At 60.6% G+C, this 24,955-nt stretch carries 26 protein-coding genes; 5 read left to right on the forward strand and 21 right to left on the reverse strand.

Going from position 1 to position 24,955, the window contains the following annotated elements:
• Window positions 1–352: 352 nt before the first annotated feature.
• From spoIVA to PTZ19_RS01070, 3 genes are all read right to left on the reverse strand, one after another.
• Window positions 353–1,831 (reverse strand): stage IV sporulation protein A, encoded by a 1,479-nt coding sequence (gene spoIVA, locus PTZ19_RS01060; RefSeq protein ID WP_276351646.1) that lies wholly within the window; start codon window positions 1,829–1,831, stop codon window positions 353–355.
• 256 nt (window positions 1,832–2,087) lie between these two features.
• A complete protein-coding gene (locus PTZ19_RS01065) occupies window positions 2,088–3,293 on the reverse strand; it encodes an MFS transporter (protein WP_276351649.1) in 1,206 nt (401 codons plus the stop codon).
• Between the two features lie 5 nt (window positions 3,294–3,298).
• Window positions 3,299–3,763, reverse strand: a complete 465-nt coding sequence (locus PTZ19_RS01070) for a MarR family winged helix-turn-helix transcriptional regulator (protein WP_276351652.1) — start codon at window positions 3,761–3,763, stop codon at window positions 3,299–3,301.
• A gap of 216 nt (window positions 3,764–3,979) precedes the next feature.
• Here PTZ19_RS01070 and PTZ19_RS01075 point away from each other — a divergent pair, with 216 nt between their 5' ends.
• A complete protein-coding gene (locus tag PTZ19_RS01075) occupies window positions 3,980–6,349 on the forward strand; it encodes an S-layer homology domain-containing protein (RefSeq protein ID WP_276351654.1) in 2,370 nt (789 codons plus the stop codon).
• A gap of 64 nt (window positions 6,350–6,413) precedes the next feature.
• Here the strand turns inward: PTZ19_RS01075 and PTZ19_RS01080 are convergent, their stop codons facing one another.
• From PTZ19_RS01080 to PTZ19_RS01155, 16 genes are all read right to left on the reverse strand, one after another.
• Entirely contained in the window at window positions 6,414–7,154 is a 741-nt protein-coding gene (locus PTZ19_RS01080) for a hypothetical protein (RefSeq protein WP_276351656.1), read from the reverse strand.
• Entirely contained in the window at window positions 7,148–7,498 is a 351-nt protein-coding gene (locus PTZ19_RS01085) for a 2Fe-2S iron-sulfur cluster-binding protein (RefSeq protein ID WP_276351658.1), read from the reverse strand. Before PTZ19_RS01085 ends, PTZ19_RS01080 begins: the two co-directional genes overlap by 7 nt.
• Before the next feature lie 25 nt (window positions 7,499–7,523).
• Complete coding sequence (locus PTZ19_RS01090; protein ID WP_276351660.1) at window positions 7,524–8,117, reverse strand: nucleotidyltransferase family protein; 594 nt, start codon at window positions 8,115–8,117, stop codon at window positions 7,524–7,526.
• 29 nt (window positions 8,118–8,146) lie between these two features.
• Window positions 8,147–8,440, reverse strand: a complete 294-nt coding sequence (locus PTZ19_RS01095; protein WP_276351662.1) for a 2Fe-2S iron-sulfur cluster-binding protein — start codon at window positions 8,438–8,440, stop codon at window positions 8,147–8,149.
• A 13-nt stretch (window positions 8,441–8,453) separates the two neighbouring features.
• Window positions 8,454–8,633, reverse strand: coding sequence for a DUF2768 family protein (locus tag PTZ19_RS01100; RefSeq protein WP_276351664.1), 180 nt, complete (start codon window positions 8,631–8,633; stop codon window positions 8,454–8,456).
• Window positions 8,634–8,797: 164 nt separating this feature from the next.
• The gene (locus PTZ19_RS01105; RefSeq protein WP_276351666.1) at window positions 8,798–9,073 is read right to left on the reverse strand and encodes a stage VI sporulation protein F; all 276 of its coding nucleotides are present in this window, start codon (window positions 9,071–9,073) and stop codon (window positions 8,798–8,800) included.
• An 82-nt stretch (window positions 9,074–9,155) separates the two neighbouring features.
• On the reverse strand, window positions 9,156–10,202 hold the full coding sequence (locus PTZ19_RS01110) for an NAD(P)H-dependent glycerol-3-phosphate dehydrogenase (protein ID WP_276351668.1): 1,047 nt from the start codon (window positions 10,200–10,202) through the stop codon (window positions 9,156–9,158).
• Window positions 10,192–10,809: a glycerol-3-phosphate 1-O-acyltransferase PlsY gene (gene plsY, locus PTZ19_RS01115; protein ID WP_276351671.1), complete on the reverse strand. Its 618-nt coding sequence runs from the start codon at window positions 10,807–10,809 to the stop codon at window positions 10,192–10,194. Before plsY ends, PTZ19_RS01110 begins: the two co-directional genes overlap by 11 nt.
• An 11-nt stretch (window positions 10,810–10,820) precedes the next feature.
• Window positions 10,821–12,143, reverse strand: a complete 1,323-nt coding sequence (gene der / locus PTZ19_RS01120; protein WP_276351673.1) for a ribosome biogenesis GTPase Der — start codon at window positions 12,141–12,143, stop codon at window positions 10,821–10,823.
• A 126-nt stretch (window positions 12,144–12,269) separates the two neighbouring features.
• Window positions 12,270–12,461: a capping complex subunit for YIEGIA gene (locus PTZ19_RS01125; RefSeq protein WP_276351675.1), complete on the reverse strand. Its 192-nt coding sequence runs from the start codon at window positions 12,459–12,461 to the stop codon at window positions 12,270–12,272.
• Window positions 12,421–13,371: a YIEGIA family protein gene (locus tag PTZ19_RS01130; RefSeq protein ID WP_276352276.1), complete on the reverse strand. Its 951-nt coding sequence runs from the start codon at window positions 13,369–13,371 to the stop codon at window positions 12,421–12,423. Before PTZ19_RS01130 ends, PTZ19_RS01125 begins: the two co-directional genes overlap by 41 nt.
• Window positions 13,371–13,985, reverse strand: a complete 615-nt coding sequence (locus PTZ19_RS01135) for a hypothetical protein (RefSeq protein WP_276351677.1) — start codon at window positions 13,983–13,985, stop codon at window positions 13,371–13,373. Before PTZ19_RS01135 ends, PTZ19_RS01130 begins: the two co-directional genes overlap by 1 nt.
• A 121-nt stretch (window positions 13,986–14,106) precedes the next feature.
• Complete coding sequence (locus tag PTZ19_RS01140; protein ID WP_276351681.1) at window positions 14,107–15,462, reverse strand: Nramp family divalent metal transporter; 1,356 nt, start codon at window positions 15,460–15,462, stop codon at window positions 14,107–14,109.
• 227 nt (window positions 15,463–15,689) lie between these two features.
• On the reverse strand, window positions 15,690–16,370 hold the full coding sequence (locus PTZ19_RS01145) for a nucleotidyltransferase family protein (RefSeq protein WP_276351683.1): 681 nt from the start codon (window positions 16,368–16,370) through the stop codon (window positions 15,690–15,692).
• On the reverse strand, window positions 16,367–17,401 hold the full coding sequence (locus PTZ19_RS01150; protein WP_276351686.1) for an XdhC family protein: 1,035 nt from the start codon (window positions 17,399–17,401) through the stop codon (window positions 16,367–16,369). The genes PTZ19_RS01145 and PTZ19_RS01150 overlap by 4 nt, the downstream gene beginning before the upstream one ends.
• 132 nt (window positions 17,402–17,533) lie before the next feature.
• A complete protein-coding gene (locus tag PTZ19_RS01155; protein ID WP_276351688.1) occupies window positions 17,534–18,568 on the reverse strand; it encodes an FUSC family protein in 1,035 nt (344 codons plus the stop codon).
• Window positions 18,569–18,629: 61 nt separating this feature from the next.
• On the opposite strand from PTZ19_RS01155, the gene PTZ19_RS01160 reads away from it, so the two are divergent.
• The 4 genes from PTZ19_RS01160 to PTZ19_RS01175 are packed head-to-tail and all read left to right on the forward strand — an operon-like array spanning window position 18,630 to window position 22,859.
• Window positions 18,630–20,957, forward strand: coding sequence for a xanthine dehydrogenase family protein molybdopterin-binding subunit (locus PTZ19_RS01160; protein ID WP_422614951.1), 2,328 nt, complete (start codon window positions 18,630–18,632; stop codon window positions 20,955–20,957).
• Window positions 20,944–21,777, forward strand: a complete 834-nt coding sequence (locus PTZ19_RS01165) for an FAD binding domain-containing protein (protein WP_276351690.1) — start codon at window positions 20,944–20,946, stop codon at window positions 21,775–21,777. Before PTZ19_RS01160 ends, PTZ19_RS01165 begins: the two co-directional genes overlap by 14 nt.
• Complete coding sequence (locus PTZ19_RS01170) at window positions 21,778–22,260, forward strand: (2Fe-2S)-binding protein (RefSeq protein ID WP_276351691.1); 483 nt, start codon at window positions 21,778–21,780, stop codon at window positions 22,258–22,260.
• 5 nt (window positions 22,261–22,265) lie between these two features.
• Window positions 22,266–22,859, forward strand: coding sequence for a DUF421 domain-containing protein (locus tag PTZ19_RS01175; RefSeq protein WP_276352278.1), 594 nt, complete (start codon window positions 22,266–22,268; stop codon window positions 22,857–22,859).
• A gap of 90 nt (window positions 22,860–22,949) precedes the next feature.
• Here PTZ19_RS01175 and rpsA read toward each other — a convergent pair whose 3' ends face one another.
• Both rpsA and PTZ19_RS01185 read right to left on the reverse strand, forming a co-directional pair.
• Window positions 22,950–24,209, reverse strand: coding sequence for a 30S ribosomal protein S1 (rpsA, locus tag PTZ19_RS01180; RefSeq protein WP_422614952.1), 1,260 nt, complete (start codon window positions 24,207–24,209; stop codon window positions 22,950–22,952).
• Between the two features lie 155 nt (window positions 24,210–24,364).
• The gene (locus PTZ19_RS01185) at window positions 24,365–24,952 is read right to left on the reverse strand and encodes a lysophospholipid acyltransferase family protein (protein WP_276351693.1); all 588 of its coding nucleotides are present in this window, start codon (window positions 24,950–24,952) and stop codon (window positions 24,365–24,367) included.
• Window positions 24,953–24,955 lie beyond the last annotated feature (3 nt).

Genomic DNA, 24,955 nt, shown 5'->3' on the forward strand with positions numbered 1-24,955 from the left:
CGCCGTCAATCCTTCCTTCCGCCCTTCCGTCGTTCCGTCCTCCCGTCTGCCGTCATTCCTTCCTTCCGCCCTTCCGTCCTTCCATCCTCCCGTCTGCCGGTCATCCCTGCTTTCCGTCCTTCCGTCGTTCCGTCCTCCCGCCTGCCGTCATCCCTTCCTTCCGCCCTTCCATCCTTCCGAATGCCGTCATCCGTTCCTTCCGCCCTTCCATCCTCCCGTCTGCCGTCCTCACACCTGCCGTCCTCACACCTCCCGTCCTCCCGTCCTCCCTTTCTCCCTTCCCAAGCGCGCCTCCTAGCGTAAAAACAGCCCAAAGAAAAAACACCCTTCGCGAAAAAGGGTGTCTTCCGGTTTAGAGGATGATCGCGATCAGTCCGCCCGAGCCTTCGTTGATGATGCGGCCCAGCGTTTCCTGCAGTTTGTACCGCGCGTTGTCCGGCATCATCGCGATTTTGCCTTGGATGCCTTCGCGCACGATGGAGTGCAGCGAGCGGCCGAAAATATCCGATTCCCAAATCTTGATCGGATCCTTCTCGAAATCCTGCATCAAATAGCGGACGAGCTCCTCGCTCTGCTTCTCGGTGCCGATGATCGGCGCGAATTCGGATTCCACGTCCACCCGGATCATATGGATCGAAGGAGCGGTCGCCTTGAGGCGGACGCCGAACCGGGAACCTTGACGGATCAGCTCCGGCTCGTCGAGCACCATTTCCTTGAGCGTCGGGGCGGCGATGCCGTAGCCGGTCGTTTTCACCATCTCGAGCGCTTCCGCGAAGCGGTCGTATTCGCGTTTGGCATGGGCGAACTCCTGCATCAGCTGCAGCAGGTGATCCTTGCCGCGGATCTCGGTGCCGACGACCTCCATCAGGATGCGGTCGTAAAGTTCGTCGGGCGCATACAAGTCGATTTCGGCGACGCCCTGGCCCATGTTCATGCCGCTGAGGCCGGCGCGGGCGACGAAATCGTATTCCATGAACTGCGCCACGACGCGGTCGACGTCGCGCAGCCGGCGGATATCCTTCACCGTCTCCCGGACGGAATTTTCGTAGCTCGAGCGCAGCCAGTGGCCTTCGTTCAGCACCATGACCCAGCTCGGGAGATTGACGTTGACTTCGTGCACCGGGAATTCGTAGAGCACTTCCCGCAGCACGCCCATCACTTCGTCTTCGCCCATCGTCGCCGCGGAGAGGGTCATCACCGGAATGTCGTATTTGGCGGCCAGCTCGCCGCGAAGCGATTGCGCTTCTTCGCTGCGGGGCCGGGTGGAGTTGATGATCAGCACGAAAGGCTTGCCGACTTCCTTGAGCTCGTTCACGACGCGCTCTTCGGCTTCGACGTACGCGCTTCGCGGGATTTCCGCGATCGTGCCGTCGGTCGTGACGACCACGCCCAGGGTGGAGTGCTCCTGGATGACTTTGCGGGTCCCGATCTCTGCCGCTTCCTGGAACGGGATCGGCTCCTCGAACCACGGGGTCGAAATCATCCGGGGACCGCTTTCGTCCTCGAAGCCTTTGGCGCCTTCTACGGTATAACCGACGCAGTCCACGAGCCGGACGTTGACTTCGAGTCCTTCGGCCACCCGGATCTGCACCGCGTTGTTCGGCACGAACTTGGGTTCGGTCGTCATGATCGTGCGCCCTGCCGCGCTCTGCGGCAATTCGTCCACGGCCCTGACGCGGTCGGCCTCGTGCGTGATGTTGGGCAGCACGACGGTCTCCATGAAGCGTTTGATGAAGGTCGATTTGCCCGTCCGTACGGCGCCGACGACCCCGAGGTAGATGTCGCCGCCGGTCCGCTCGGCGATATCTTTGAAAATGTCCACTTTTTCCACTTGAGATTCCCCTCCCATCGTAATCGCGAAACCACGCGTGCCGCCAGCGCGACGGAACTCGTACACGAAATTGGACTGGTAACATTGTATGAGCGCGCGGCCCGATTATGACCCCTCCGCCCAAAATGTTTCCCATGCCGACGTACGCCCGCCGGCGCTCCTGTTGGATTTCCTCAAAAATCATATGAGAGGGTACAAGATTCTATGTCAGACCCGCTTCCGAAATCGCGAAGAATAGAAAAAAAACGGACGCCGGTTACGAAACCGGACGTCCGTTCTCCATTTGCAGCGTCTCCTTTTTGCTTTTTTCCGCCGCGAGACCGACCAGATACAAGGCGAGGAACACGATCATGATGCCCCCGGAAATGCGGTACATGCCCGCGTATCCGACCGCGGACGCCACGGCGCCGAGCAGCATCGCCCCGGCCGCGACCCCCAGGTCGATCGTATTGTAGTACAAGCTGTTCGCGGCGGCATGATGTCTCCGGTCCGCCAATTTCAGCATCCATGCCTGCGTGGTAAGTTGGATGGCGCCGAATCCGGCGCCGAAAATCAAGGCGGCGGCCAGCACAGCGCCCAAGGAACGGGCGTAGGACAGCGCGACCATCCCGGCCAGGACCGCGACGGCGCCCGGAATCAGCACGACCTGATGCCCGACGCGGTCGAACAGCCGGCCGGAGATCGGCCGGACCGCCACGACCGTGACGACCGATACGAGAAAGAAGACGCCGATCTGGTCGATGCCGAGCTGCTTGCCGTACAGGCTGAGAAAACCGAGCAATCCTCCGTAAACGACGGACAGCAGCGTATTGAGGGCGGCGGGCAGCAGCGTTTTCGTGTTCATGCGGTCTTTCGCGCCGGGCGCGCGGACGGTTTCCTTGCGCTCCGGCTGCTTCGGAATGCTTCGTCCGGCGAACAGCAACGGCAGAATCGCCGCCGCCAAGACGGCGCCCGTCCAGGCCAGCGCGTGAATCCCGGCAACGTCCAGCAGCTGGAGCCCCGCCGCCGGTCCGACCGCCATGGCTACGCTGGTGGAGTACCCGAAATAGCCGATCCCTTCCCCGATCCTTTTGCCGGGAATGATTTGCGAGACCAACGTGGGAATGACGGTGCTGGCCCAGCCGAAGCCGAACCCGTGGACCGCCCGCATCAGCAGCAGCGCTTCGACGGAAGACGCGTAGGGGTAAACCGCGATTGCCGCCGTGGCGGCCGCAAGTCCGACGATCAGCACGGCGTTGCGGTGCATCCGCTTCATCGCCCAGGCGGCAAGGAACCGCGAAGCGATCGCGAACACCGCGAACGTGCTGGTAAGCAGGCTGATCGTGACGTCATCCGAGCGGTAACGTTGCTGAACGTACGTCGGCAAAGGCGACAACATGAGGTGCAAACTCAAAAACAGCAAAAAATAACCGATCGTCAGCACGATGAACGATCGGGTCCAAAGGCGTTTATCCGATTCCATCCTTTTCACTCCGTTTCTGGCTGTAAAATCCGATCGACGTTGGAGTTGATGGCGTCAAGCCATTTCATCATCGTCCGGTACTGTTCCGCCGTAAAGCCGGCGCACGCTTCCCGGATCGTATCCCGCTCGACGGGAGCCGCAAGCTCCGCGGCGTTCCTTCCCTGCTCCGTGAGACTCACTTCGAAACTCCGGCGGTCCGACGGTCCGATTTTGCGCGTAATGAAACCTTTCGCCTCGAGGCCGTCCAGGATCCGCGTCGTCGTCGGCTTGTCCTTTCCGGCCCGCTCCGCGATCTCTTTCTGGATCTGGCCGTCTTTCTCCGAAATCCGGGCCAGGACGGACCACTGCTCCGGCGTCAAGCCGATCGGCCGAAGGCGCGAGGCGAGGAGCGCGGAGATCTTGCGGTAGCTGACGCCGAGCGCGAAGCCCAGCGAATGGTCCAGTCCCAGCGGGTGTTCGCGGTTATCCAAGCGCGTTCCCCTCTTTCCACCCTGCGCAATTAGTTGTTACAACAATTATTTCATAGACAACCGGTTATGTCAACCCGGATCTCGCCGGCGCAGCCTATCGATCGAACTGCCCGCCGAAATTTCCTTTTTTCCGGGAACGGACGCGCAACCTTTTTCCCCGCGGCGGCGTCATTAGTTGGGAAAAGTTGTTAGCCAAATAAAGGAGAGGATACGTTCGTGAAACATCCGCACCGACTAGGCACTCATCCCAAACGGAAGCTGCTCGTTCTCCCGCTCGCCGCGGCGCTGGCCGCTTCGATGCCGGCGGCGGCTTTCGCGGAATCGGCCGTCCCGTCGTCGTCCGGCCCGGTCAGCATTCCGGCCGACAAGGACGGCGTTGCGAAAGAAGCCCCGGTAAACGCCGCGATCGCGAAATCGAAAGCGGAATCGCTGGCCCGCGGGTACGTCAACGTCCCCGACGACTACAAGCTGCAGAACGTGAACCTGTACACGCAGTTCGATTTGGCGAACAAACGCAACGTATGGAGCTTGTCTTACGCGAAGAGCGCAAACGGCAAAACGAAAGGCAGCATCAACGTCAGCATAAACGCGGACACCGGCGAGCTGCTCTCCTACGACGCATACGTCGACAATCCGAACGCCAAACCGGCATATCCGCTCAAGGTCGACCGGGAAGCGGCGAAAGACGTCGCGACGGCGTTCATCGCCAAAGTTTCGCCGAACCGCAAGGACCAAGTCCGTTACGACGCGGATTTCGGCGCGGACGCGAAACCGCCGCTCAACGGGCAAGTTCGGCACCACCTGCGCTTCAACCGCGTCGTTGGCGACATTCCGTTCATGGAGAACTATATCGACGTGGAAGTCGACAGCGAAGGGCAAATCTGGCGATACTCCGTTCAATGGAACGATTCGATCGAAATCAAAGCGCTCAAACCCGCTCTTACGGAGGAAGAAGCGGCCAAGAAACTGCGCGCGGCGGCCCGTCTCGAACCGGCCTACGTCGTCCCCTATCAAATGAAACCCCCGGCCCGGCCGGTACTCGTCTACAACTTCGATCCGGTAATCCTTGACGCCGTCTCCGGCGAACCGGTCGCCCGGCAGGACGAATGGACGCCTGCCGCTTCCCCGCTCGCGGAGAAGCCGCTCGCCGGCAAACCGGAAACGGGCCGCAGCCTGACCCGGGAACAAGCGATCGAGGCGGTGAAGAAGGCGTTTCCGATCCCGGACGGCGCTTCGTTCTCAAGTGCCAATTACAACGAGTATCAGGGCGACGGCGCCGCGAAAGGAACCGCTTCTTGGGACCTGAGTTGGCAGCTGAAGGACGGCGACAAGGAAATCGGCAGCGTCTACGCGACCGTCGACAGCGATACGGGCGTGATTCGGCGCTACAGCCAATACGTTTACCGGACGGCCGACGATCGGAAGGATTCGGGGCGGATCTCCTATGCAGACGCCAAACGCAAGGCGACGGACTTGATGAAGGAGCGTCTCCCGTGGCTTGCGGACCAGTGGTACCTGACGGAGCCGAGCGCGGATCAAATCGAGGAAATGGAGAAGAACCCCGACGTGTCCCAGTATTCGTTCCGGTTCATCCGCAAAGCCGGCGAGGCCCGGGTCGCGGCCGACAACGCAAGCGTGGACATCGACGCGGTGACGGGAGAAGTCCGCAACTTCTGGTCCGACCTCTCCGCATACGATTATCCGGCGCAAACGCCGGAGCTGATCGGCCGAGACCAAGCGCTCGACGCCTGGATGACCGCTTACCGGACGGAATTGACGTACGTGACGGATATGACGTTCCAATATGACGGCAAGCCGATTCCCGTCGAGAAATTCAAGGTGCTGATCGCCGCTGGAGAAATTTCCGCCGACGAGGTCAAGGCGAACCCAACCGTCAAGCTGGTCTACCGCCTCGTGCCGAAGCCGGCCGACGAGCCGGTCATGCTCGACGCCCAAACCGGCCAATGGAGAAACGGCGAGACCGGCGAAGAGACGTTGCTGGTCAAGCCGAAAGCGACGGACATCGAGGGACATTGGGCGCAGCGCGAGCTCGAGCTGATGGTCGCTTACCGCGCGCTGGACGTCGCGGACGGCAAAGTGCGTCCGAACCAGGGGATCACGCGCGGCGAACTGATCAAAATGCTCGTGCTGGCGATCAACAGCGGACGGCCGCCGATCGTTTATTCTTCGGACGCAACCGCCAAGTTCGCGGACGTCACGGCGGAATCCGGTTATTTCCCGTACGTCCAGAACGCGCTGGAGCAAAATTGGATCGACGTCGGAGACGGCTCGTTCCACCCGGAGGGCCAAGTCGACCGCGAAGAGATGGCGGAGTTGATCGTCCGCGCCCTCGGCTACAATTCCCTCGCCGAGCATGACGGACTGTTCAACGCGACGTTCCGCGACGCCGCCGATACGAAGCAGAGAGGCCAAGCGGCCATCGCCGTCGGCTTGGGCATCATGAGCTTGACGGACGGCAAGTTCCAGCCCGCGCGCATCGTGACCCGCGCCGAAGCGGCTTCCGCGTTCTTCCGGTTCCTGACCGTCCGGGCGGAACTGCAGGAAGCGCCGCTCCGCGCGGAATAACGGGTTTCGGCTCTCCTAGATCGCAAAAAAGAGAACCTCGCGGTTCTCTTTTTTGCTTCCGTTCTCATGAATCCGAAGACGGCGCGACGGCTTGCGGGCCGTCGCCAGCCCAGCGGTAGATCGGCGATTTAACCGGCACGAAGTCCGACAAGGACGCCAGCCGGCCGCGAAGGTCTTCGTCCGCCCCGGGAGGCAGTTCGTCCTTCTTCAACGCTTCCGCGATATCGATCCCGTAATCGGCGTACACGGTTCCCTGCTCGTCCGCCATCAGCTCCAGCGGCCGTTTCGAATACATGCTGAGAAGCTCCGGGCGGTCGATGCCGAGCTTCTTGAAATCCAGGTAACGGAAGCCGGGATACGCTTCCTCTCCGACCGGCAAGCCGCCCCCGTGCCCGTTGCGGTATTCGTCCACTTTCTTCTGCACGTCGGCGATCCCCTGGTAGACGGGCAAATCCAGCAGTTTGACGCGGGGGTTCGTCTCTTCGTCGATGATGAGGAACACGTACTCGCCCCCGTTCTCGAACGCGAGCTTCGGAATGCTTTCGACGTACCCCATCCGCTTCATTTTGCCGAAATCGATCTTATACTTCTCATAGACGGGGACCGAAGCGTCCGCGTTCTGGATCGGCAGCAGCCCCGTCGCCTCCTGGTACCGCTTAACCGCGTCCTGCGCCGTCTGGACGCTCGCGTGCGCCGAGAAGTTGTTGCCGGGCGTGTTGTCCTTCGGGTACAAGCAGCCGGACAGCAGCACGAGCATCATCACCCCCGCCGCGGGCAGCCACCTGTGAACCTTCCTCTTCACCACAGTTCGTCTCTCTCCCTTTGCTGTTCTTCCAGCTTTTTGCGGATCGCCGCTTTGAGCGGGTCCTCCGGAATCTCGACGGTCACGTCCGCCTTCACCCGCGCCTGGCAGGATAAGCGGATGCCGTCTTGCAGCAGGGGCCCGATCATCCGGCTCTCGGCGGGACCGGGATCCTGCAGCGACGAGGCTTGTCCGGGCGGGACGACGACCTTGCACATGAGGCAAGAGGCCATTCCTCCGCATCGGGTGCGGATATGGACGCGGGCCCTTCGGGAGGCTTCGAGCAGCGTGATGCCCGGACGGACGTCTACGGTTCGTCCATCCGGCAGGAACGTCACTTTCGGCAACGCACTCCCCTCCCATCGTCCGTGTCTATTCCGACTCGCCTGCATACCGGAAGACCGAATCCGCGTCCTCCTTCGACAGCTCGCTCAGCGCAAGGAGCCGGCGCAGCGCCGGCAAATGCCGGTCCGGTTCCAGCCGGATCAAGGCTCCTGCCGCTCGGCAGCGGTCCGGCCGTCCCCTGAGCACGTTGAAGATGAGCTCGTGCCCAAGCGGCGCGAGGCGGACCGGGCGTCCGCCCGCCGTCCGCGTTTCGCCCAGCGGATGAAGCGCCTCGCGGACTTCGGTCGAGTAGCGGGAGCTGCCCGTGTCGATCCGGAAATGCCCGACGAGTTCGACCGCGGCGTCCCCGATCCGGTAATGCGAGAGAATCGAGCGATAGATGCCGGTCACGCTTTCTTCCGGCTCGTCTACCGCGTAATCGGCCAAATCGGCATGGATCCGGGCGGCGTCTTCCTCGTCCGCGTACAGATCCACATCGCGGGGCGGACGTCCGAGATCCGCTCCCCGCATGGCAAGTCCCGTGCTGCCCCCAACCACCCACAAGGCGCCGCATCCGTCCAACGTGCGGGACAGCAGCGCGAGCGCTTTATCGGGAAACGTCCGTTCCGGGATGGGGATCACCCCCCGCAGAATTGAAATGCGATTTCGCGTTAAAAATAAGTCCGGTTCACCGCCGAAATGTCGCCCGGCTTCTTCACGACCGCCTGGCACCCCAGCCGATAGCCTTCGTCCAGCTCGTCCGGTCCGAGACGGTCCCACTCGGCGTCCGTCGGTTCCTCTAACAGATCGGCGCCCTCTTGCACGAAGCAGCGGCACCTGGCGCACGTTCCTCGGGAGCAGTTGAACGACCAATCGACTCCCGCCGCCAGCGCCTGCTCCAGAAGCGTGGAGCCCAGCCTCTCCTCCACCGAGCGGGCGACGGTTCTTCCTTTCAAATTCAGCAAACCGGCAAACCTCCTACACGATGGCCGCTAAGCCGCAAATCATGCCCGCGATCAGCAAGGCGAACGCGATCAGCGATAGAACGAAACGGATCCACCCTTTCGTCTTCAGCCGGGCGAACGTGATCACGACCGCAGCCAACACCATCAGCCCCATGCCGATGAACGATACCCACATTTTGGTCATCGGATCCATTCCGGCCCGCCCCCCATGGTCCCAGCCTCTCAAAACGCTGTATATTATACCATTCGACAAGGCGGTTGACAAAAACCGGAGCCGCTAGCGTCACCGATCCTGCCGTGCCGTCCGAGGAACGAAAAAGGCCGCCGGATCGGCGGCCCCGCAACGCGGAAGGTCGGTCATTTTTTCATCATCATTTTCATGAGTCCTTCGAGATGGTTCATGTCCAGCCCGCTCTGCTTGACGGCCGCCACGATGTCCTTGATCGTTTTCTCCGATACGGGAACGTTGGCCATCTGGGAAACCTGCTTGATGAGCGCGCGCAGCTGGTCTTCGTCTTGGAGCGTGTTGGCGGATACGCCGCTGGCGATCTTTTTGATCGAGTTTTCCGTGATGTTTTTGCCCGTTTTCTTATTGACGGTGCTTAAAATGTCATGAGCCAGTTTTTTGTCCATGTCTGCCCTCCTCCAACCCCGTAGTCGTACATCGATAGGGTATGTCTGGGGAGGACAAATGGTGTGGGCGGACATCCGTCGGTTACTTCAACCACTTCTCCCTCGAAGCCGTGGCGATCTCTTCGATCTCGTGGGTGCGTACCCGTCCCATCAAATCCCCGACCGCTTGCGCGGGCGATTTGCCTTCGAACAATACGGCGTGCATCTGCACGGTAATCGGCATTTCCACGCCGTAACGCGCGGCGAGCTCGTACGCGAACTTCGTCGTTCGGACGCCTTCGACGACCATGCCCATTCGGTCCAGCACTTCTTGAAGCGGCAAGCCTTGCGCCAGCATCGAGCCCGCCCGCCAATTGCGGCTGTGCTTGCTCGTGCAGGTCGCGATCAAGTCGCCGACTCCCGCGAGGCCCGCGTAGGTCAGCGGATTCGCGCCCATGGCGGCGCCCAGCCGGGCGATCTCCGCCAGTCCGCGGGTGATCAGGGCGGCTTTGGCGTTGTCCCCGAACCCGAGGCCGTCGGAAAGCCCCGCTCCGAGCGCGATGACGTTCTTGACCGCGCCGGAAATTTCGACCCCGACCAAATCGGGATTCGTGTAGACCCGGAAATAGGATTGGTTCATGAAATAATCTTGCGCCTCTTCCGCGCACGCCGAGTCGAGAGACGCCACGACGACCGTCGTCGGAAGGCTGAAGATCACTTCTTCGGCGTGGCTGGGGCCGGACAAGCAGACGATGCCTTTCTCGTCCCTGCCCAATTCTTCCGCCAGCACGGTGGACATCCGTTTCAGCGACTCGGCTTCGAACCCCTTCGTCGCGTGAACGACCAGCGTATCTTTCCCCAAATGAGGGGCCGCCTGCCGGGCCACCTCGCGCATGGCCGCGGAAGGAGCGACGAACAAGGCCAGCTGCGCGCCCTTCAACGCCTCCGCCATATCGGCCGTCGCCCGAATGGCATCGGGCAGTTCCGCGTCCGGCAGAAATTTGGCGTTGCGCCGGCGGACGTTGATGTCTTCGGCCTGCTCCGGATGCCGGGTCCAGATTCGGACCTCATGGCCGTTGTCGGCCAGCACCCTGGCCAAAGCCGTGCCCCAGCTTCCGGCGACGAGAACGGCCGTCCGTTTACGCTCCATGTTGCTCACCCTTTTTGTTCCCGCCAAGCTTGTTCTCGGTTCCTTGAATCAGCTTGGCGATATTGCGGCGATGGCGGTACACCGCGAGCACGGCGATGACCGCGGAGCCCCAGAGGTACGAGGAATCGAAGCCGAACGCGGCGAGCAGGAACGGCAGGAGCACGACGAAAACGATCGAGCCCAGAGAGACGTAACGGGTAAGCGCGATCACCAAGATCGCGGCAGCTCCGGCGATCGCCGCCGGCCCGATCGCCAAGACGGCCAGCGCCCCGATCGTCGTGGCGATGCCTTTGCCGCCTTTGAAATGGAAAAAGATCGGCCAATTGTGCCCGACGATCGCCGCCAGCCCGCAGACGACCGGTACCCAGGCTTCCCCGTCTCCCAGCCATAGCCCGAGCAGTACCGCAACGACGCCTTTGGCGATGTCGAGCAGGAATACCGCGAGCGCCGGCCCTTTGCCCAGCACGCGGAGCGTGTTCGTCGCCCCGGCGTTCCCGCTGCCGTGCTGGCGGATATCGATTTTTTTCAGCCATTTGGCCATCAGAATGCTGAAGGATACCGAACCGAGCAAATAGCTGGCCGCGATCCCCACGATCGATAATAGCAATCCGGTCTCCCCTATTCCTGATCCGCTTTGCGGCGCGCGTACAGGCGCAGCGGCGTGCCTTCGAACTCGAAGGCCGCCCGGATTTTGTTCTCCAAGTACCGCTCGTAGGAAAAATGCATCATTTCCGGTTCATTGACGAAAATGAGGATCGTCGGCGGTTTGACCGCCACTTGGGTGGCGTAATTGACTCTCAGCCGGCGGCCTTTGTCCGTCGGCGGCGGGGTCACCGCGACGGCGTCCGCGATGACTTCGTTCAGGAGATGCGTCGGTACACGCATCGCGTGCTGCTCGGCTACCCGGTTCACGACCGGCAGCAGCCGGTTCAGGCGGCTTTTCGTTTTGGCCGACAGGAACACGACGGGCGCATAGGTCATGAACAGGAACTGCTCCCGGATCTCGTTCGTGAAGTGCTGCATCGTCTTGTCGTCTTTCTCCACGACGTCCCACTTGTTCACGACGAATACCGCCGCTTTCCCGTTCTCGTGCGCGTAACCGGCGATATGCTTGTCCTGTTCGATGATCCCTTCCTCGCCGTTCAGGACGATGAGCGCCACGTCCGCCCGCTCGATCGCTTTCATGGCGCGCATGACGCTGTACTTTTCCGTCGACTCGTAAACCTTGCCCCGCTTGCGCATGCCGGCCGTATCGATCAGCACGTACCGCTGGCCGTCATGCTCGAACGGAGTGTCGATCGCGTCCCGCGTCGTGCCCGCGACGTCGCTGACGATCACCCGGTCTTCGCCCAGAATGGCATTGACGAGGGACGACTTGCCCACGTTGGGTCGTCCGATCAGCGCCACCTTGATGACGTCTTCGTCATATTCCTCCTCCGTCAGTTCCGGAAGTTTGGATACGACGGCGTCCAGCAGGTCGCCGATCCCCGTCCCGTGCGCGCCGGAAATGCCGACCGGATCCCCGAATCCAAGCGCGTAGAATTCGTAAATGTCGTCCAGCCGCTGCAGATTGTCCACTTTGTTGACGGCCAGCACCACGGGTTTGCCCGACCGGTAAAGCATCTGCGACACTTCTTCGTCCGCGTTCGTGATCCCGGCTTTGGCATCCACCATGAAAATGATCGTATCCGCTTCCTCTATCGCAAGCTCGGCCTGCATGCGGATAAGGCGAAGCATCGTGTCTTCTTCGCCCGATTCGATGCCGCCCGTGTCGATGACGCTGAATTTGCGTCCGTTCCATTCGCCCGTGCCGTAAATCCGGTCCCTGGTCACCCCGGGCTTGTCTTCCACGATCGCCAGCCGGTCGCCGATGATCCGGTTGAAAATGGTCGACTTGCCGACATTGGGCCGACCGACGATGGCGATGACGGGTCTTGCCATAATTTCACTCCTTTAGTTTGACGGAGTCAAACTCCCACTGCGTCCAGGGCGTTAAACGTAGACATACTCTGTCCGTGTCGCCCGACATTTGCCAAATCTCATCATAACAAAAAATACCCGGGATGGCTAACCGTTTTGCGCCCTGTGATCGACGATGACGAACAACGTCTCGTTCACTTGATGCGCGGCGCAATCTAGCGTTTTTTCCAGCAGTAAAGCCGTTTTCTCCAATTCTTCGCGATTGGCGGCAACGAAGATCGGGGCCCCGCCCGACACGTCATCCTTGCTCAGCGTTACGACGGCTGCGATTTTCGCCATGGCTTCCTCCATTCAGTTGCTTCCGGTTGGCCGGAACCGGCAGGCGGACCGCCGACTCCAGAAGCGGAACGTTCCGAACGGCTTCTACGGCAAGCTCCGGCTCGCGTTCTCTCGGCAGCGCCAGCACGGCCAGTTGGCCGGTTTCCAGCGATAATTTCGCGAGCGGAATGAGGGTGGGTTCCCCATCGTCCCGGTAAACGCCGAAGCGGGTCGAGAGGTCGTACAGAATCGCCTGCCGCTGTCCCAGGTTGGCCAGGGTAACCCGCGAATTTCCGTTTTTCGGCGTGATCAGCAAGCCGACGCCGCGTTCGGCGATCGTTTCCCGGTCCGGCGCCAGCCCGACGTTCATCATGTAAATCCCGCCGACGTACACATTCGGCCCGTCCAGGCGGATCGGGGCTTGTTCCACCTCGGCGACACGCCCGATGTTTTTGCCTCGCATGAAGAAGAGCGCGCAGCCCAAAGCGAACGCCCCGACGATGACGCCAATCCACCATACGGCCGCCATCGCCGCAAGCGAAGTGACCAGCGCGGTGAAGATGGCCAAATAGTTGCGGCCCTCGAACACAACCGCCATGCCCTCTATATAAGCGGCTCCCCTTGGGACGAGCTCCTGCTTGTCGATCGCGGTTAACGTGTTCCGCTCCATATTGCGGACTTCGCGGAACTGCTGCGCGGCCAGCGAGAGGAACGTGATGGCGGTATAGTTGTTATGGTACAAGGCCGGCACCGCGACGGAACCGAGCGCGCCCGCGATCATCCCGAGCGCCAGGTTTACGATCAATCCATGCGGATGGGCGGGATATTGACGGTAATCGGACCGCAGCATCAGCAATCTCGCGGCCAGGCCGAAGAACGTGCCCAGCAGGACGCAAGTCAAGTCCCGGTGCGACTGGATCCAATGTCCGATCAAGTGCGTTCCCCTCCCTTTCTCCACGCGAATCGGAATGATACGCTCCGTACGGCCGCATAAGCGATCGATAAGCAGCGGGCGGCGAATACCGCGGTCCACCAGCCGTCCATCCAACCGGACGAGCCTGCGGAACCCGAGATGCCGGCGGGATGCCATGCCGCGGCCAACAGCTCGGGAACGGCTAACGACAGCGTGACGGCCGCGATCTGCCCGTCCGCTCCGCCGACGAGGAGAAAGACCGCTGCTCCCGCGGCCGCCGGCCCCCAGCCGCCGGACATCCATTCCGGAAAAAAGGCGTTCCCGGCGGCGGCAGCGGTCCGCCCCATGGCCAACGAGCTGACCAGAAGCCCCGCGGACAACGCCATCCAACGTTTCGTTTCCCTCATTCTCCATAACAGCGCGGCCGCGGCCAAGAGCGTCCATACGAAAGCTCCGTTCAACGCGCCTAACCGGCCGAGAGGCCATTCGAGCCAGGCCGCGAAAGGCCAGCCCGCCAGGAATACGGCAACGGCGGCATGCGGAATCCCCTTCGCGGACTCTTCCCGCCAGCCGCTCCACCAGAGGATCGAAGCCGCCAGCCACAGGAAGCCGGCCGTATATTCGGACGGCATGGGCACCCACCTCCTGGCTCCTAGTATGCACAGGCAAAAGAAAACACCCCTTTTTCCGGGATTGGAAAAAGGAGTGTTCGGGCCGGCGCAACGCCGTGGCTTGACAAGTTGCGGCAGACGGTTAAGAGAGCCAGCCGCCTACCGTCTGGACGAGCAAATAAATATTGAGTCCCGCGATGACGACGGCCACCGTCCAGGCCAGTGCTTTCAGCCAGGCCGGATTCGCGAAGGCGCCCATTTTCCGCTTGTCGCTCGTGAATTTCACCAGCGGAATGACGGCGAAGCTGAGCTGCAGCGACAGGATGACCTGGCTCAAGATCAGCAGCTGGGCCGTGCCGCTTTCCCCGGCGATCGCCGTCACGATGACGGCCGGTATGATCGCGATGAGTCGGGTGATCAGCCTGCGGAGCCAAGCCGGCAGCCGGATGTTGAGGAAGCCTTCCATCACGATCTGGCCGGCCATCGTGCCGGTCAGCGTGGAGTTCTGGCCCGCAGCCAGCAGCGCGACGCCGAACAGAACGCTGGCCATCGTGGAGCCCAGGATCGGCGCGAGCAAATGGTACGCGTCGCCGATTTCCGCCACGTCGAGCATGCCGGAGGCGTGGAAAGCCGCGGCCGAGACGATCAGGATCGCCGCGTTGATGAACAGGGCGAAGAACAAGGCGATCGTGGAGTCGGCCGTCGCGAAGCGGATCGCCTGGCGTTTGCCCAGCTCGGTCTGCTCGAAGCGCCGGGTCTGCACGATGGAGGAATGCAAATACAGATTATGGGGCATGACGGTCGCCCCCAGAATGCCGATGGCGATATAGAGCATCTCCGGGTTGCTTACGATTTCCGCGCTCGGCACGAAACCGTTCAGGATGCCCGACATCGAAGGACGGGCGAGGATCATTTCCGCCAGGAAGCACAGTCCGACCGTTCCGATGAGCGTGATGACCAGCGCTTCGATATAACGGAACCCTTTGTTCTGCAGCAGCAAAATCAGGAGCACGTCGGCCACGGTGATCAGGATGCCGTACATGAGCGGAAGACCGAACAACAAGTTCAGCGCGATCGCGGTTCCGATGACTTCCGCCAAATCGCAGGCGGCGATCGCCAGCTCGCACAGCACCCATAACCCTACCGTCACCGGCTTGCTGTAATGGTCCCGGCATGCCTGCGCCAAGTCCCGGCCGGTCACGATGCCGAGCTTGCCCGCCAGCGCCTGCAGCAGAATGGCCATCAAATTCGACAGCAGGATGACGGAGAGCAGCGTATAGCCGAACATCGAGCCGCCCGCCAAATCCGTCGCCCAGTTGCCGGGGTCCATGTAGCCGACGGCCACCAAATAGCCGGGCCCGGCGAACGCGAGGAATTTGCGGAACCACGAGACGTTTTTCGGGATCTTCAGGCTTCGATAAACCTCGGGCATGGTAGGTTGGGGCCGCGCGTTCCTCCAGCCGCGTTCGGGCGCCAGCGGCGTCGTGTTGTCCGACATGGTCGTTCACCTCTTCTTCGTGCGCCGAATCTGGCGCTTATCTCACATTTTTGCGCAAGGGCAACTTTTTCGGTAAAAAAAAGGGATGGTTCAATCTATGCGCATTTCAATGACTTGTTGCTTACTTTCATTGTACTGCACCAAAAATGTTTGTCAAAGGAAACTTTTCGCCTAACGTCGCGTTTGCGCGCCCATTCGCTTCGCAAGAGGTAAAATTTCGCGTGATTTCACCCTCTAGCTGCGTCTCCGTCTTCCTTTCCCTCTTCGCCGAACCGCAAACGGCCGGCGATCCGGACGTACTCCTCCATGGTATCCGCGTCCTCGAACAAACGGGAATCGGCAAAATGGACTGCCTCGACCGTGGAACCGCCGTCCCGAATCCATCTCCGCGCTCCCTCGTCGCCGCTCAGTCCCGCGATCCGGTCGAAACGTTCCTTCCCGATAATGACAGGCGGCCGTAAGAGACCCGAATAAGAGGAAGCCGCGCAAGCCGCCCCGCTGCCGTCGTATGCGCGCAGCAGCCGGTTCAGCATCGCCGACGTGACGCCCGGTTGATCCGCGAGCAGAATCATGACGGCGTCCGGATCGTGCTTCGCGGCCGCCTGCAGCCCGCAGCGCAACGACAACGCCTGGCCTTGGCCTGCGTTCCCGCACGCGGCGAGCCGCCACCTTCGGCGCGCCGGTTCCTCGAAGAACAGCGGATGCATCCAAGAGGGATAAACCGGGGCTTCTTCTCCATCTTCACCTTGCTTGCCGGTCACCACGATCACCAGCTCCAGCCGAGAACGGATCGCCGCCAGCAGCGCGAAGCTGCCGAGCTGCGCACCCCCCGCCGGCAGACTCAGCTTGTCGGTCCCCATCCGGCTGCTACGGCCGGCAGCCAAATACAAACCGATCACGCGCTTCATTGCCCCTCCGCAGCCGGCCGCCCGCGAAACGTCCGTATCAATTCGCCGACGATGCTGACGGCGATTTCCTCCGGCCCTTCCGCTCCGATCGGCAGCCCCGCGGGAGAACGAACCGACTCGGGCACCGGCTTGCCGTCCAGCAGCCGGACCGTCCGATGGCGCGGACCCAGTATGCCTACGTATTTCAGTTCATGCCGAAGCAGGTATCGAAGCATCTCCCGGTCCCGATCGAAGTGGTGGGACATCAGGACGGCGGAATCTTGCCGGCCCAATCGAAGCTGGCGCTGGATCTCCGTCGGGGATCCGACCAGCAGCCGGTCCGCGTCGGGAAAAAAAGTTTCGGCGCAGTAAGCGGGCCGCCAGTCCGCCACCGTGACCGAGTAGCCTGCCTTCGCCGCCAAGGCGGCAACCGGCCTCGCGTCTTCACCGGCCCCGAACAGGATCAGACGGGGTTTCGGCCATAAGGTCTGGGCGAATACTTCCGCTGGCTCTCGTTGGAGGATGAACATGTCCCCCGTTAGCCCTTCTCCGGCCTGCCGCATGCGGAGCGAGTCGGGGACGTCCCCTGTCCAGTCTCCGAACGCCGACTGACCGTCATGAGGGGCAAAATAATAACCGGTAACGGACCTCTCACGGTCCAGCCGGCGCAAGCAGGTTACGGGTATTCCCCGGTCCAAACAAACCTTCGCCATGCGAAGATGCGCTTTCAGCCGGGGATGAACCGGCTCCAGCAATACCTCGACGAGCCCGTTGCAGCCGGAGTCGATTCCCCAAATCCGCGTATCGTCGGATCTCATGTCGTATACGACCGTATGGCTTCTCTCCGATCCCACCAGCTCGTTCGCCCGGGTCGCCAGATCCTCTTCCAGGCAGCCCCCGCTGAGCATCCCGAGCCGGACGCCATCCCTTCCGAACAGCATGGCTGCACCCGCTTTGCGGTATGCGGAGCCGTAGGTGCGGATAATCGTCGCCAGCACGAACGGTCCGTCCGATCGTCCGATCGCGTCCAACAGGCCGTAAAGGCTCGTCATGTCCGTAATCCCCCAGGGTACAGGCTTTCAACGCCACCATCGTTGTTGATCACTATGACGGGGAGATCCCGGTTATAACCGTGCTCTCCTGGAAGTTAAAGTATAAGACATGGAACGGCCTTCATAAATTGGTTACATCTCGGTAAAGTCATGCAGCAGCTGCAGCGAATCGTTATGCAAGGCATAAGCGAACCGGGCGTCCCCGGCCGATCGCGAGGTCGAATCGGGCGGTTTTTCCAGGATGGACGCGTCGACGCCCGGGATGAAATACGCGCCTTTCCCTTGTTCGACCATCTGCATTTTCCTCTTCCATTCCCGGATCAAGGATGCGGCGGCCGACATGCGCTCCGCCCACGATTTGCGGTCTTCCTCCGACATATTCCCGCTCTGCGACCACTCCGCCAAAGTCCGCAGCATGCCGGTCAAATGGGCGTATCCCTGTTTGAGATGGATCGACTGTTCGTCAAATTGCTGCAGGATGGTTCGGCTCTTGCGAACGAACGGATGATACCGCAGGCTTCGATCGGCGTTGCCGAATTCGTCGGCCGTTTTCTTCAGCTCGTCGAACAGCTTGCGCCCCTCTTTCTGGAGCATGCTCCCCAGATCAGCGGGACAGCCGCGCTCCAGCCGCTCGGCGGCGTTGTCGAAGCGGGCGGATAATTGATCCGTGAAAGCATATAAAGCTTGGACCGCTTTTTTCGTAAAGTCGGGCGGGTAGACGAAAACATGAAAGATAAGGACGATGGCGCATCCGACGGCGGTATCCCGAACGCGGTCAAGGCCGTAGCTTGGAAATCGGGTTTGGAAATAGAGCACCAGCAAAATGCTGAAAGCGACCTGGTCCATTGCCGACTTCTTGAACCCCATCCCGTACGCGGCGGCATTGGCGGCCAGGATCATGAGACCCAAACTCCACGCGTTCATGCCGACGTACCGAACGACGGAAACGGCGGCCAATACGCCGGCGATCGTCCCCAGCACGCGCTGGATGCCGAATCGGACCGTTTGCTCCACGGTAGGCCGCAAACAGAGAATGACCGACAACGGAGCCAGATAGGGATGGTGGGAGCCGGCGGCTCGCGCAGCTTCCCATGCGACGGACGAGGCCAGCGCCATTTTCCATACGAGGTTGGTGCGGGATAACAGCAGGTGGAACTTCTTCATCATGAAGGGCATGGTCTTTCCTTTCGCGAGGTTTTGGGACGATACGAACAAAGGAGGCGCTCATGTGCACGCCGTAGGGCAAAGCGTTTACCGCAAAGACGGCTGGGATAAGGTGACGGGGACGGCCGTTTATACGGACGATATGCGGATGGCGGGCATGCTGCATGCGGCATTGCGGATCAGTCCTTACGCGCATGCCAGGATCAAAACGGTCGATTGGGAAGAAGCGGGAAACATGACGGGGGTCCGTGCCGTTCTCTTGGGCGAGTCCGCGCCGCTGATCGGCGAAGAAATCCGCGATCGCCCCCCGATCGCGTACGGCAAAGTGCGTTATCACGGAGAACCGGTCGCCGTCGTGGTGGCCGATACGCCGATGTTAGCCCGGGATGCGGCCGACCGTATCCGCGTCGAATACGAACCGCTGCCGGTGCTGGGTTCTCCGTCGGCCGTCATCCAACCCGGCGCTCCCTTGGTTCATGAAAGGCTGGGGCAGTATGAAGTCAGCCCCAAGATCTATCCGGTCGCGAATACGAACATCGCCAACCGGACGAAGATCCGCAAAGGGGATGCGGAAAAAGCCTTTACGGAATGCGAGGTCACGGCGGAAAACGAAATCTCCTTTTCCCCCTCCCATCATGCCGCGATCGAAACGAAATGCTGCATCGTGAAAATCGCCGCGGACGGCACTGTCTTCATTATTACCTCCTCTCAAGCACCCTATATGGTCAAAAAATTGCTCAGCTCCGCATTCGGTATCGAGGTGGGGAAAATCGAAGTCCATACGCCGCTTGTCGGCGGCGCATACGGAGGCAAAGCCACGATCCAATGGGAGATCCTTGCTTACCTCGCTTCTCGGGCAGTCGGCGGAAAGCCGGTCAAGCTTTACTACACGCGGGAGGAGGATATTTTAACGGCGCCTTGCCACGTTGGACTGGACGCGAGAGTGAAGCTGGGGTGCACCGCGGACGGCAAACTCCTCGCGGCCGAAATGGTCTATTTATTCGACGGCGGAGCCTATGCGGACAAATCCCCGGACTTGAGCCGGGCGGGGGGCGTCGACTGTACGGGACCTTACCGGATCGAAAACGTCTCCTGCGATTCTTACAGCGTCTACACCAATCACCCTTATCCGGGGCCGTTTCGGGGATTCGCGCATTCCGAGGTGTTATTCGCTTTCGAGAGGACGATGGATTTGCTGGCCCATAAGCTGGGCATGGATCCGCTCGAACTGCGGCGGATCAACGCGATCGTTCCCGGAGATCGGACGCCAACGCAAGTATTGCTGAACCCTAGCAACGTCGGCAATCTTCCCCGGTGTCTGGAGCGGCTGGAAGCGCTGATGAACTGGCGGGAAGGCCGGTTGACCCGACTGTCTGCCCGTAAGGTACGCGCGAAAGGAATCAGCGGCATATGGAAAAACTCGACCATCGATCCCTTCGCTTCTTCCGGCGTCCTCTTGTTATTCAACCCGGACGGCAGCTTGAATCTGCTCTCCGGCGTCGTGGAAATCGGCACCGGGACCAAAACCGCGCTCGCCCAAATGGTCGCGGAAAAGCTGAAAATGGATGTCGGACGCATTCACGTCAAGATGGAGGTCGATACGCGGACGATTCCGGAGCATTGGAAAACGGTGGCCAGCCGCGGCACGTTCATGGCGGGAAGAGCCGCGCTTGCGGCAGCCGACGATTTGATCCGGCAGTTGAAGGACATCGCTTCCTGCGTGCTGAGATGCGTCCCCGACGATCTGGAGGTAGGGGGAGAACGGGTGTATTTGCGGGACGATCCCCGAACGGGCCTCCCCTTCCCTCAAATCGTATACGGCTATACGTATCCGAACGGGAATGCGATCGGCGGACAGATCGTCGGACGCGGACATTACATCCTTCGGCATTTGACGTATCTCGATCCGGAGACGGGCGCGGGCCGAACGGGGCCGGAGTGGACGGTAGGCGCCCAAGGGGTGGAGGTGGAATACGACGAGCGCGATCATACGTACGTGATTACGAAAGCCGTCTCCGTCATCGACATCGGCCGGGTGTTGAATCCGAAAGCGGCGAAAGGACAGGTCATGGGGGCGATGAGCATGGGCCTTTCGTTCGCCGGCAGGGAAACGTTCGAATTCACCCCGGGCGGCATCGTGCAAAATCCGCAATTTCGCACCTATCGGCCGCTTCGGTTCGGGGAGCATCCCGAATATATCGTCGATTTCGTGGAAACCCCGCAATTGGATGCCCCGTTCGGGGCGCGGGGGATCGGAGAGCACGGATTGATCGGCATGCCTGCTGCGCTGGCGAACGCGCTGTCCCTCGCTTCCGGGACGAACCTGAACCGGTTGCCGCTCGTGCCCGAAACGATCTGGCGCCGAAAGAGGGCTTCGCATGATTCCTTATGATTTCGAATATTATCGGCCGACGACCGCGATGGAAGCCGTCCGCATGTTTTCGGCTTTGGACGGACAAGGGAAATCCCCGCATTATTACGCCGGCGGAACGGAAATCATCACCCTCGGCCGGCTGAATATCGTCCGAACGGGCGCCGTCATCGACATCAAGGGGATCCGGGAATGCCAAGCCCTCGAATTCGCGCAAGACGAGCTTGTGCTTGGAGCCGGCTTAACCCTTACGAAGCTGGAAGATGCGAATCCGTTCCCGTTGTTAAGCAAAACGGCTAGCGAGGTTGCCGATCGTACGGCTCGCAACCAGATTACGCTCGGCGGAAATCTATGCGGGCAAATTTTTTACCGGGAAGCGACGCTGCCATTCCTGCTGACGGACAGCCGCGTGGCGATAGCCGGAACGAACGGAACGAGACAGCTGTCGATTCACGACGTATTCAATGGACCCCCGCGATTAAGCAAAGGGGAAATTTTACTCAACCTGACGACCTCTCGCGCTTCCCTCGCCCTCCCCCATGTGAGCGTTAAAATCCGCAAGCAATGGAAAACGGGCTATCCCCTGATTACGGCGGCCGCCGTGCGTATGGAGGACCGTATTCGCGTCGCGTTCAGCGGCCTATGCCCCTTTCCTTTTCGTTCGTTTGCGATGGAGGAAGCGTTGAACGAACGAACGTTTCTGGCGGAGACCCGAATCGAACGGGCGATCCTTCGACTGCCCGCCCCGATTCTGAACGACTCGGAAGGATCCCCGGAGTACCGGCTGTTCGTTTTACGGAACTTGCTTGCGGATATCCTATCGGAAATGGAGGGGGACTGAATGGGCCCGTTTCCGTTCTTCAAAAACGACGTGCGTTTGAATATTAACGATGAGGAAAGAATCGTAAATATGAGGGCGGCGGATACGCTGCTGTACGTATTGCGCGAGCATATGGGGCTGACCGGCTCCAAACCGGGGTGTTTGAACGGAGACTGCGGCGCTTGCACGGTGATCGTCGACGGTCTCCCGATGAAATCGTGTATGATGCTGGCGATCGAAGCTGCGGATAAAAGGGTGGTCACGATCGAAGGCCTGAAAGGAACGCCCGTGCAAAAAGCGTTCGTGGAAGCATTCGCGTTCCAATGCGGCTACTGCACGCCCGGCTTTATCATGAACGTGCATGCGCTGCTCGCCAGACACCCTAACGCCGACGAAACGCGGATGGCCGAGTGGTTGAAGTCGAACATCTGCCGATGCACCGGTTATCGGGAAATCGCGGAGGCAGTCAAGTCTTGTTTGGACGGAAGGGGCGGAAGCGCTTGAACCTGATGTTCGTATGGGAATCGACCGTGGTTTTGTCGGCGGGCTTCATCCTGATGCGATGGATCGGGAAGAAATCCGTGGGCGAAATGACGGGACTCGAAATCATTACGCTGCTGGCCATGGCATCGATGATCGGACATGCCGTCGCCGACGAAGGGTTATGGAGAACGGTCGCGATCTTGTGCATTTTTTCCGTCCTGCTGATCACGGTTCAGTATTTATCGCTCAAGTTCGATTGGATGGAGCGATGGTTGATGGGGAAAGCCACGCCCGTGGTTCAAAACGGGGAAATCATGGAAGCGGGCTTGAAGAAGCTGCGATTGACCGTCGATCAGTTGGAAGCAAAGCTGCGGGAAAAAGGGATCGAATCCTTCCGCGATCTCAAGACCGCTACCGTCGAGCTGAACGGACAAATCGGCTATGAGTACATGAAGCATGCCAAACCGGTCACGATAGGGGAACTGGAACGTTTTTTCTCCGAACGTTTTCCCGCGCACTGGCCGCACGCCTCGCCGAAGCCGCAGGACCAGGCGCAAAACCTGTTTCAGGAAGTGAACCTGGAGGAGCATGCCCATCCGGTTTCGCCGAAATTGAACTGAATCTCAAAGCGGAAAAGCCGCTCCCCCGCGGCGGACCGTCGGGTCCGCGCGAGGAAACGGCTTATTTCGATTGCTCGTTCTTCGTTGCGATTACTTGAATTTGCTCAGCTTGTCGCCGAACTTCTCGCCCAGCGTGAAGCTCATGCTTTCCGGCTCGGGCAGGTTCGAGGATTCCTTCTGTCCGCGCGGCGCGCGCTCCGGACGGGCCGGCGCCTCTTCCGTCTCTTTGATCGAGAGGGAAACGCGTTTCTCGGCCGGGTTGAAGTCGAGGATTTTGGCCTTTACTTCCTGGCCTTCCTTCAGCACTTCATGCGGCGTGGCGATGTGGCGATGGGCGATCTGGGAAATATGAACGAGCCCTTCGACGCCCGGCGCGATTTCCACGAAAGCTCCGAAGCTGACCAGGCGCTTCACGGTACCCGTCACGACGTCGCCGGTGCGGAACTGGCCGGAAGCCGTTTCCCAAGGACCCGGTTGGGCCGCTTTGATGCTAAGGGAAATTTTGCCCGCGGCAGGATCCACTTTCAGCACCTTCACTTTCACCGTCTGGCCTTCGGAGACGACGTCTGCGGGATGCGCGACGTGCTGCCATGCCATCTCGGAAACGTGTACCAATCCGTCCACGCCGCCGATGTCGACGAACGCGCCGAACGGCGTCAGGCGCTGAACCGTGCCTTCCAGCACTTGGCCCGGCTGGAGCGATTCCATGATCTTGTTTTTCTGAGCTTCGTACTCTTCTTCCAGCACGTCCTTGGCCGACAGGATGACCTTGTTGTTCTCGCGGTCCAGTTCCTTCACTTTGACCCGGAGCGTGCGGCCTTTATAGCTGCTGAAATCTTCCACGAAATGACGTTCGACCATCGAGGCCGGAATGAATCCGCGCACGCCGACGTCCGCGACCAGGCCGCCTTTAACGACGTCGGCTACGACCACTTCGAACGTTTCGCCCTTATCGAATTTTTCCTGGAGGCTGTCCCAGGCTTTCGGGGTTTCCGCTTGGCGCTTGGAGAGCGTCAGCGTCTCCTTGGCGTCGTCGATGCTGAGCACCTTCGCTTCGACCTCTTGGCCGATTTGGACGGCTTCCGCCGCGTTCTCGAGCGGCACGTTGGACAGCTCGCGGAGCGAGATGGTTCCCTCGTATTTATATCCAAGGCTCACGAACGCTTGGTTGTCCTCGATTTTGACGATCGTCCCTTTGACGATGTCGCCCTTTTTCAAGGTCACGAGATTGTCCATCGCATCCTGAGCGGACGTTTCGGCGGCTGCCTCCGCGGCATTGCCCGCGGTTTCCGCGTTCTCGTTCACGGATGCTGCGGATTCGGTTTCTTGGATCTTCGTTTCTTCAGACATGAAAATACCTCCTCAATTCTGCGACAACTTTATTTAAACCCGCGATGCGGCGTCTAAATCTGATTACCATTACCCGATTTCGGGATGAGTCAACCAAATAATGCCTGGGATTTCGAAATTAGTATGAGAGATCTTTCCATGAATCATGCACGACGTCAGGAAGACGGCACGCCGGTGTCCAGCATCTCGCGGATTTTGGACATGATCAGCTCCGTGGCTTGCTCCATCGCTTCCGGGGTGCCCGTTTCGGCATACGGCTTCAAGTCGACCGGCGCGCCGTAAACCGCGTACATTTTCCGGAAAAGCCGGTATTTGCCGATGATCGCCACGGGGACGACCGTCGCCCCGGACCTCAGCGCGATCGCCACGGTCCCGCGCTTGCCCTGGCCGAGCGTCTCGTTCCGATGTCCTTCCGGGAAGATTCCCATGACGTTGCCTTGCTGCAGCAGCGTGATCGCGGTTCGGATCGCTTCTTTGCTGACGCCTCCCCGTTTCACCGGAAAAGCGCCCCAAGTCCGGATGACGGGGGCCACGACCGGGATGCGGAACAGCTCGGCTTTGGCCATGTAATGCACCTTGCGGGGCACCCAAGCGCCCAACGTGAAAGGATCCTGCGCGCTCAGGTGATTGCTGGCGAGAATGACCGGGCCTTCGGCCGGAATGTTCTCGATGCCTGCGGCTTCGAGCCGGAACAGCAACCGGTAGATGCCCCGGACGATCACCCTGCTCAATCGGTATAACATAGT

This window comes from Cohnella caldifontis (assembly GCF_029360585.1).
In the GTDB taxonomy this organism is placed as follows: Bacteria; Bacillota; Bacilli; order Paenibacillales; family Paenibacillaceae; genus Cohnella; species Cohnella caldifontis.

Excerpts from the sequence above, each read along its gene's own strand:
- PTZ19_RS01145 (WP_276351683.1), bottom strand. The coding sequence starts at position 16,370 with ATGAAGCGCGTGATCGGTTTGTATTTGGCTGCCGGCCGTAGCAGCCGG.
- PTZ19_RS01170 (WP_276351691.1), top strand. The coding sequence starts at position 21,778 with ATGGGCCCGTTTCCGTTCTTCAAAAACGACGTGCGTTTGAATATTAAC.
- PTZ19_RS01135 (WP_276351677.1), bottom strand. The coding sequence starts at position 13,985 with ATGCCGTCCGAATATACGGCCGGCTTCCTGTGGCTGGCGGCTTCGATC.
- rpsA (WP_422614952.1), bottom strand. The coding sequence starts at position 24,209 with ATGTCTGAAGAAACGAAGATCCAAGAAACCGAATCCGCAGCATCCGTG.
- PTZ19_RS01110 (WP_276351668.1), bottom strand. The coding sequence starts at position 10,202 with ATGGAGCGTAAACGGACGGCCGTTCTCGTCGCCGGAAGCTGGGGCACG.
- PTZ19_RS01155 (WP_276351688.1), bottom strand. The coding sequence starts at position 18,568 with ATGATGAAGAAGTTCCACCTGCTGTTATCCCGCACCAACCTCGTATGG.
- der (WP_276351673.1), bottom strand. The coding sequence starts at position 12,143 with ATGGCAAGACCCGTCATCGCCATCGTCGGTCGGCCCAATGTCGGCAAG.
- PTZ19_RS01185 (WP_276351693.1), bottom strand. The coding sequence starts at position 24,952 with ATGTTATACCGATTGAGCAGGGTGATCGTCCGGGGCATCTACCGGTTG.
- PTZ19_RS01065 (WP_276351649.1), bottom strand. The coding sequence starts at position 3,293 with ATGGAATCGGATAAACGCCTTTGGACCCGATCGTTCATCGTGCTGACG.
- PTZ19_RS01105 (WP_276351666.1), bottom strand. The coding sequence starts at position 9,073 with ATGGACAAAAAACTGGCTCATGACATTTTAAGCACCGTCAATAAGAAA.
- PTZ19_RS01175 (WP_276352278.1), top strand. The coding sequence starts at position 22,266 with ATGTTCGTATGGGAATCGACCGTGGTTTTGTCGGCGGGCTTCATCCTG.
- PTZ19_RS01165 (WP_276351690.1), top strand. The coding sequence starts at position 20,944 with ATGATTCCTTATGATTTCGAATATTATCGGCCGACGACCGCGATGGAA.
- PTZ19_RS01100 (WP_276351664.1), bottom strand. The coding sequence starts at position 8,633 with ATGGATCCGATGACCAAAATGTGGGTATCGTTCATCGGCATGGGGCTG.
- PTZ19_RS01125 (WP_276351675.1), bottom strand. The coding sequence starts at position 12,461 with ATGGCGAAAATCGCAGCCGTCGTAACGCTGAGCAAGGATGACGTGTCG.
- PTZ19_RS01140 (WP_276351681.1), bottom strand. The coding sequence starts at position 15,462 with ATGTCGGACAACACGACGCCGCTGGCGCCCGAACGCGGCTGGAGGAAC.
- PTZ19_RS01150 (WP_276351686.1), bottom strand. The coding sequence starts at position 17,401 with ATGACGAGCCTTTACGGCCTGTTGGACGCGATCGGACGATCGGACGGA.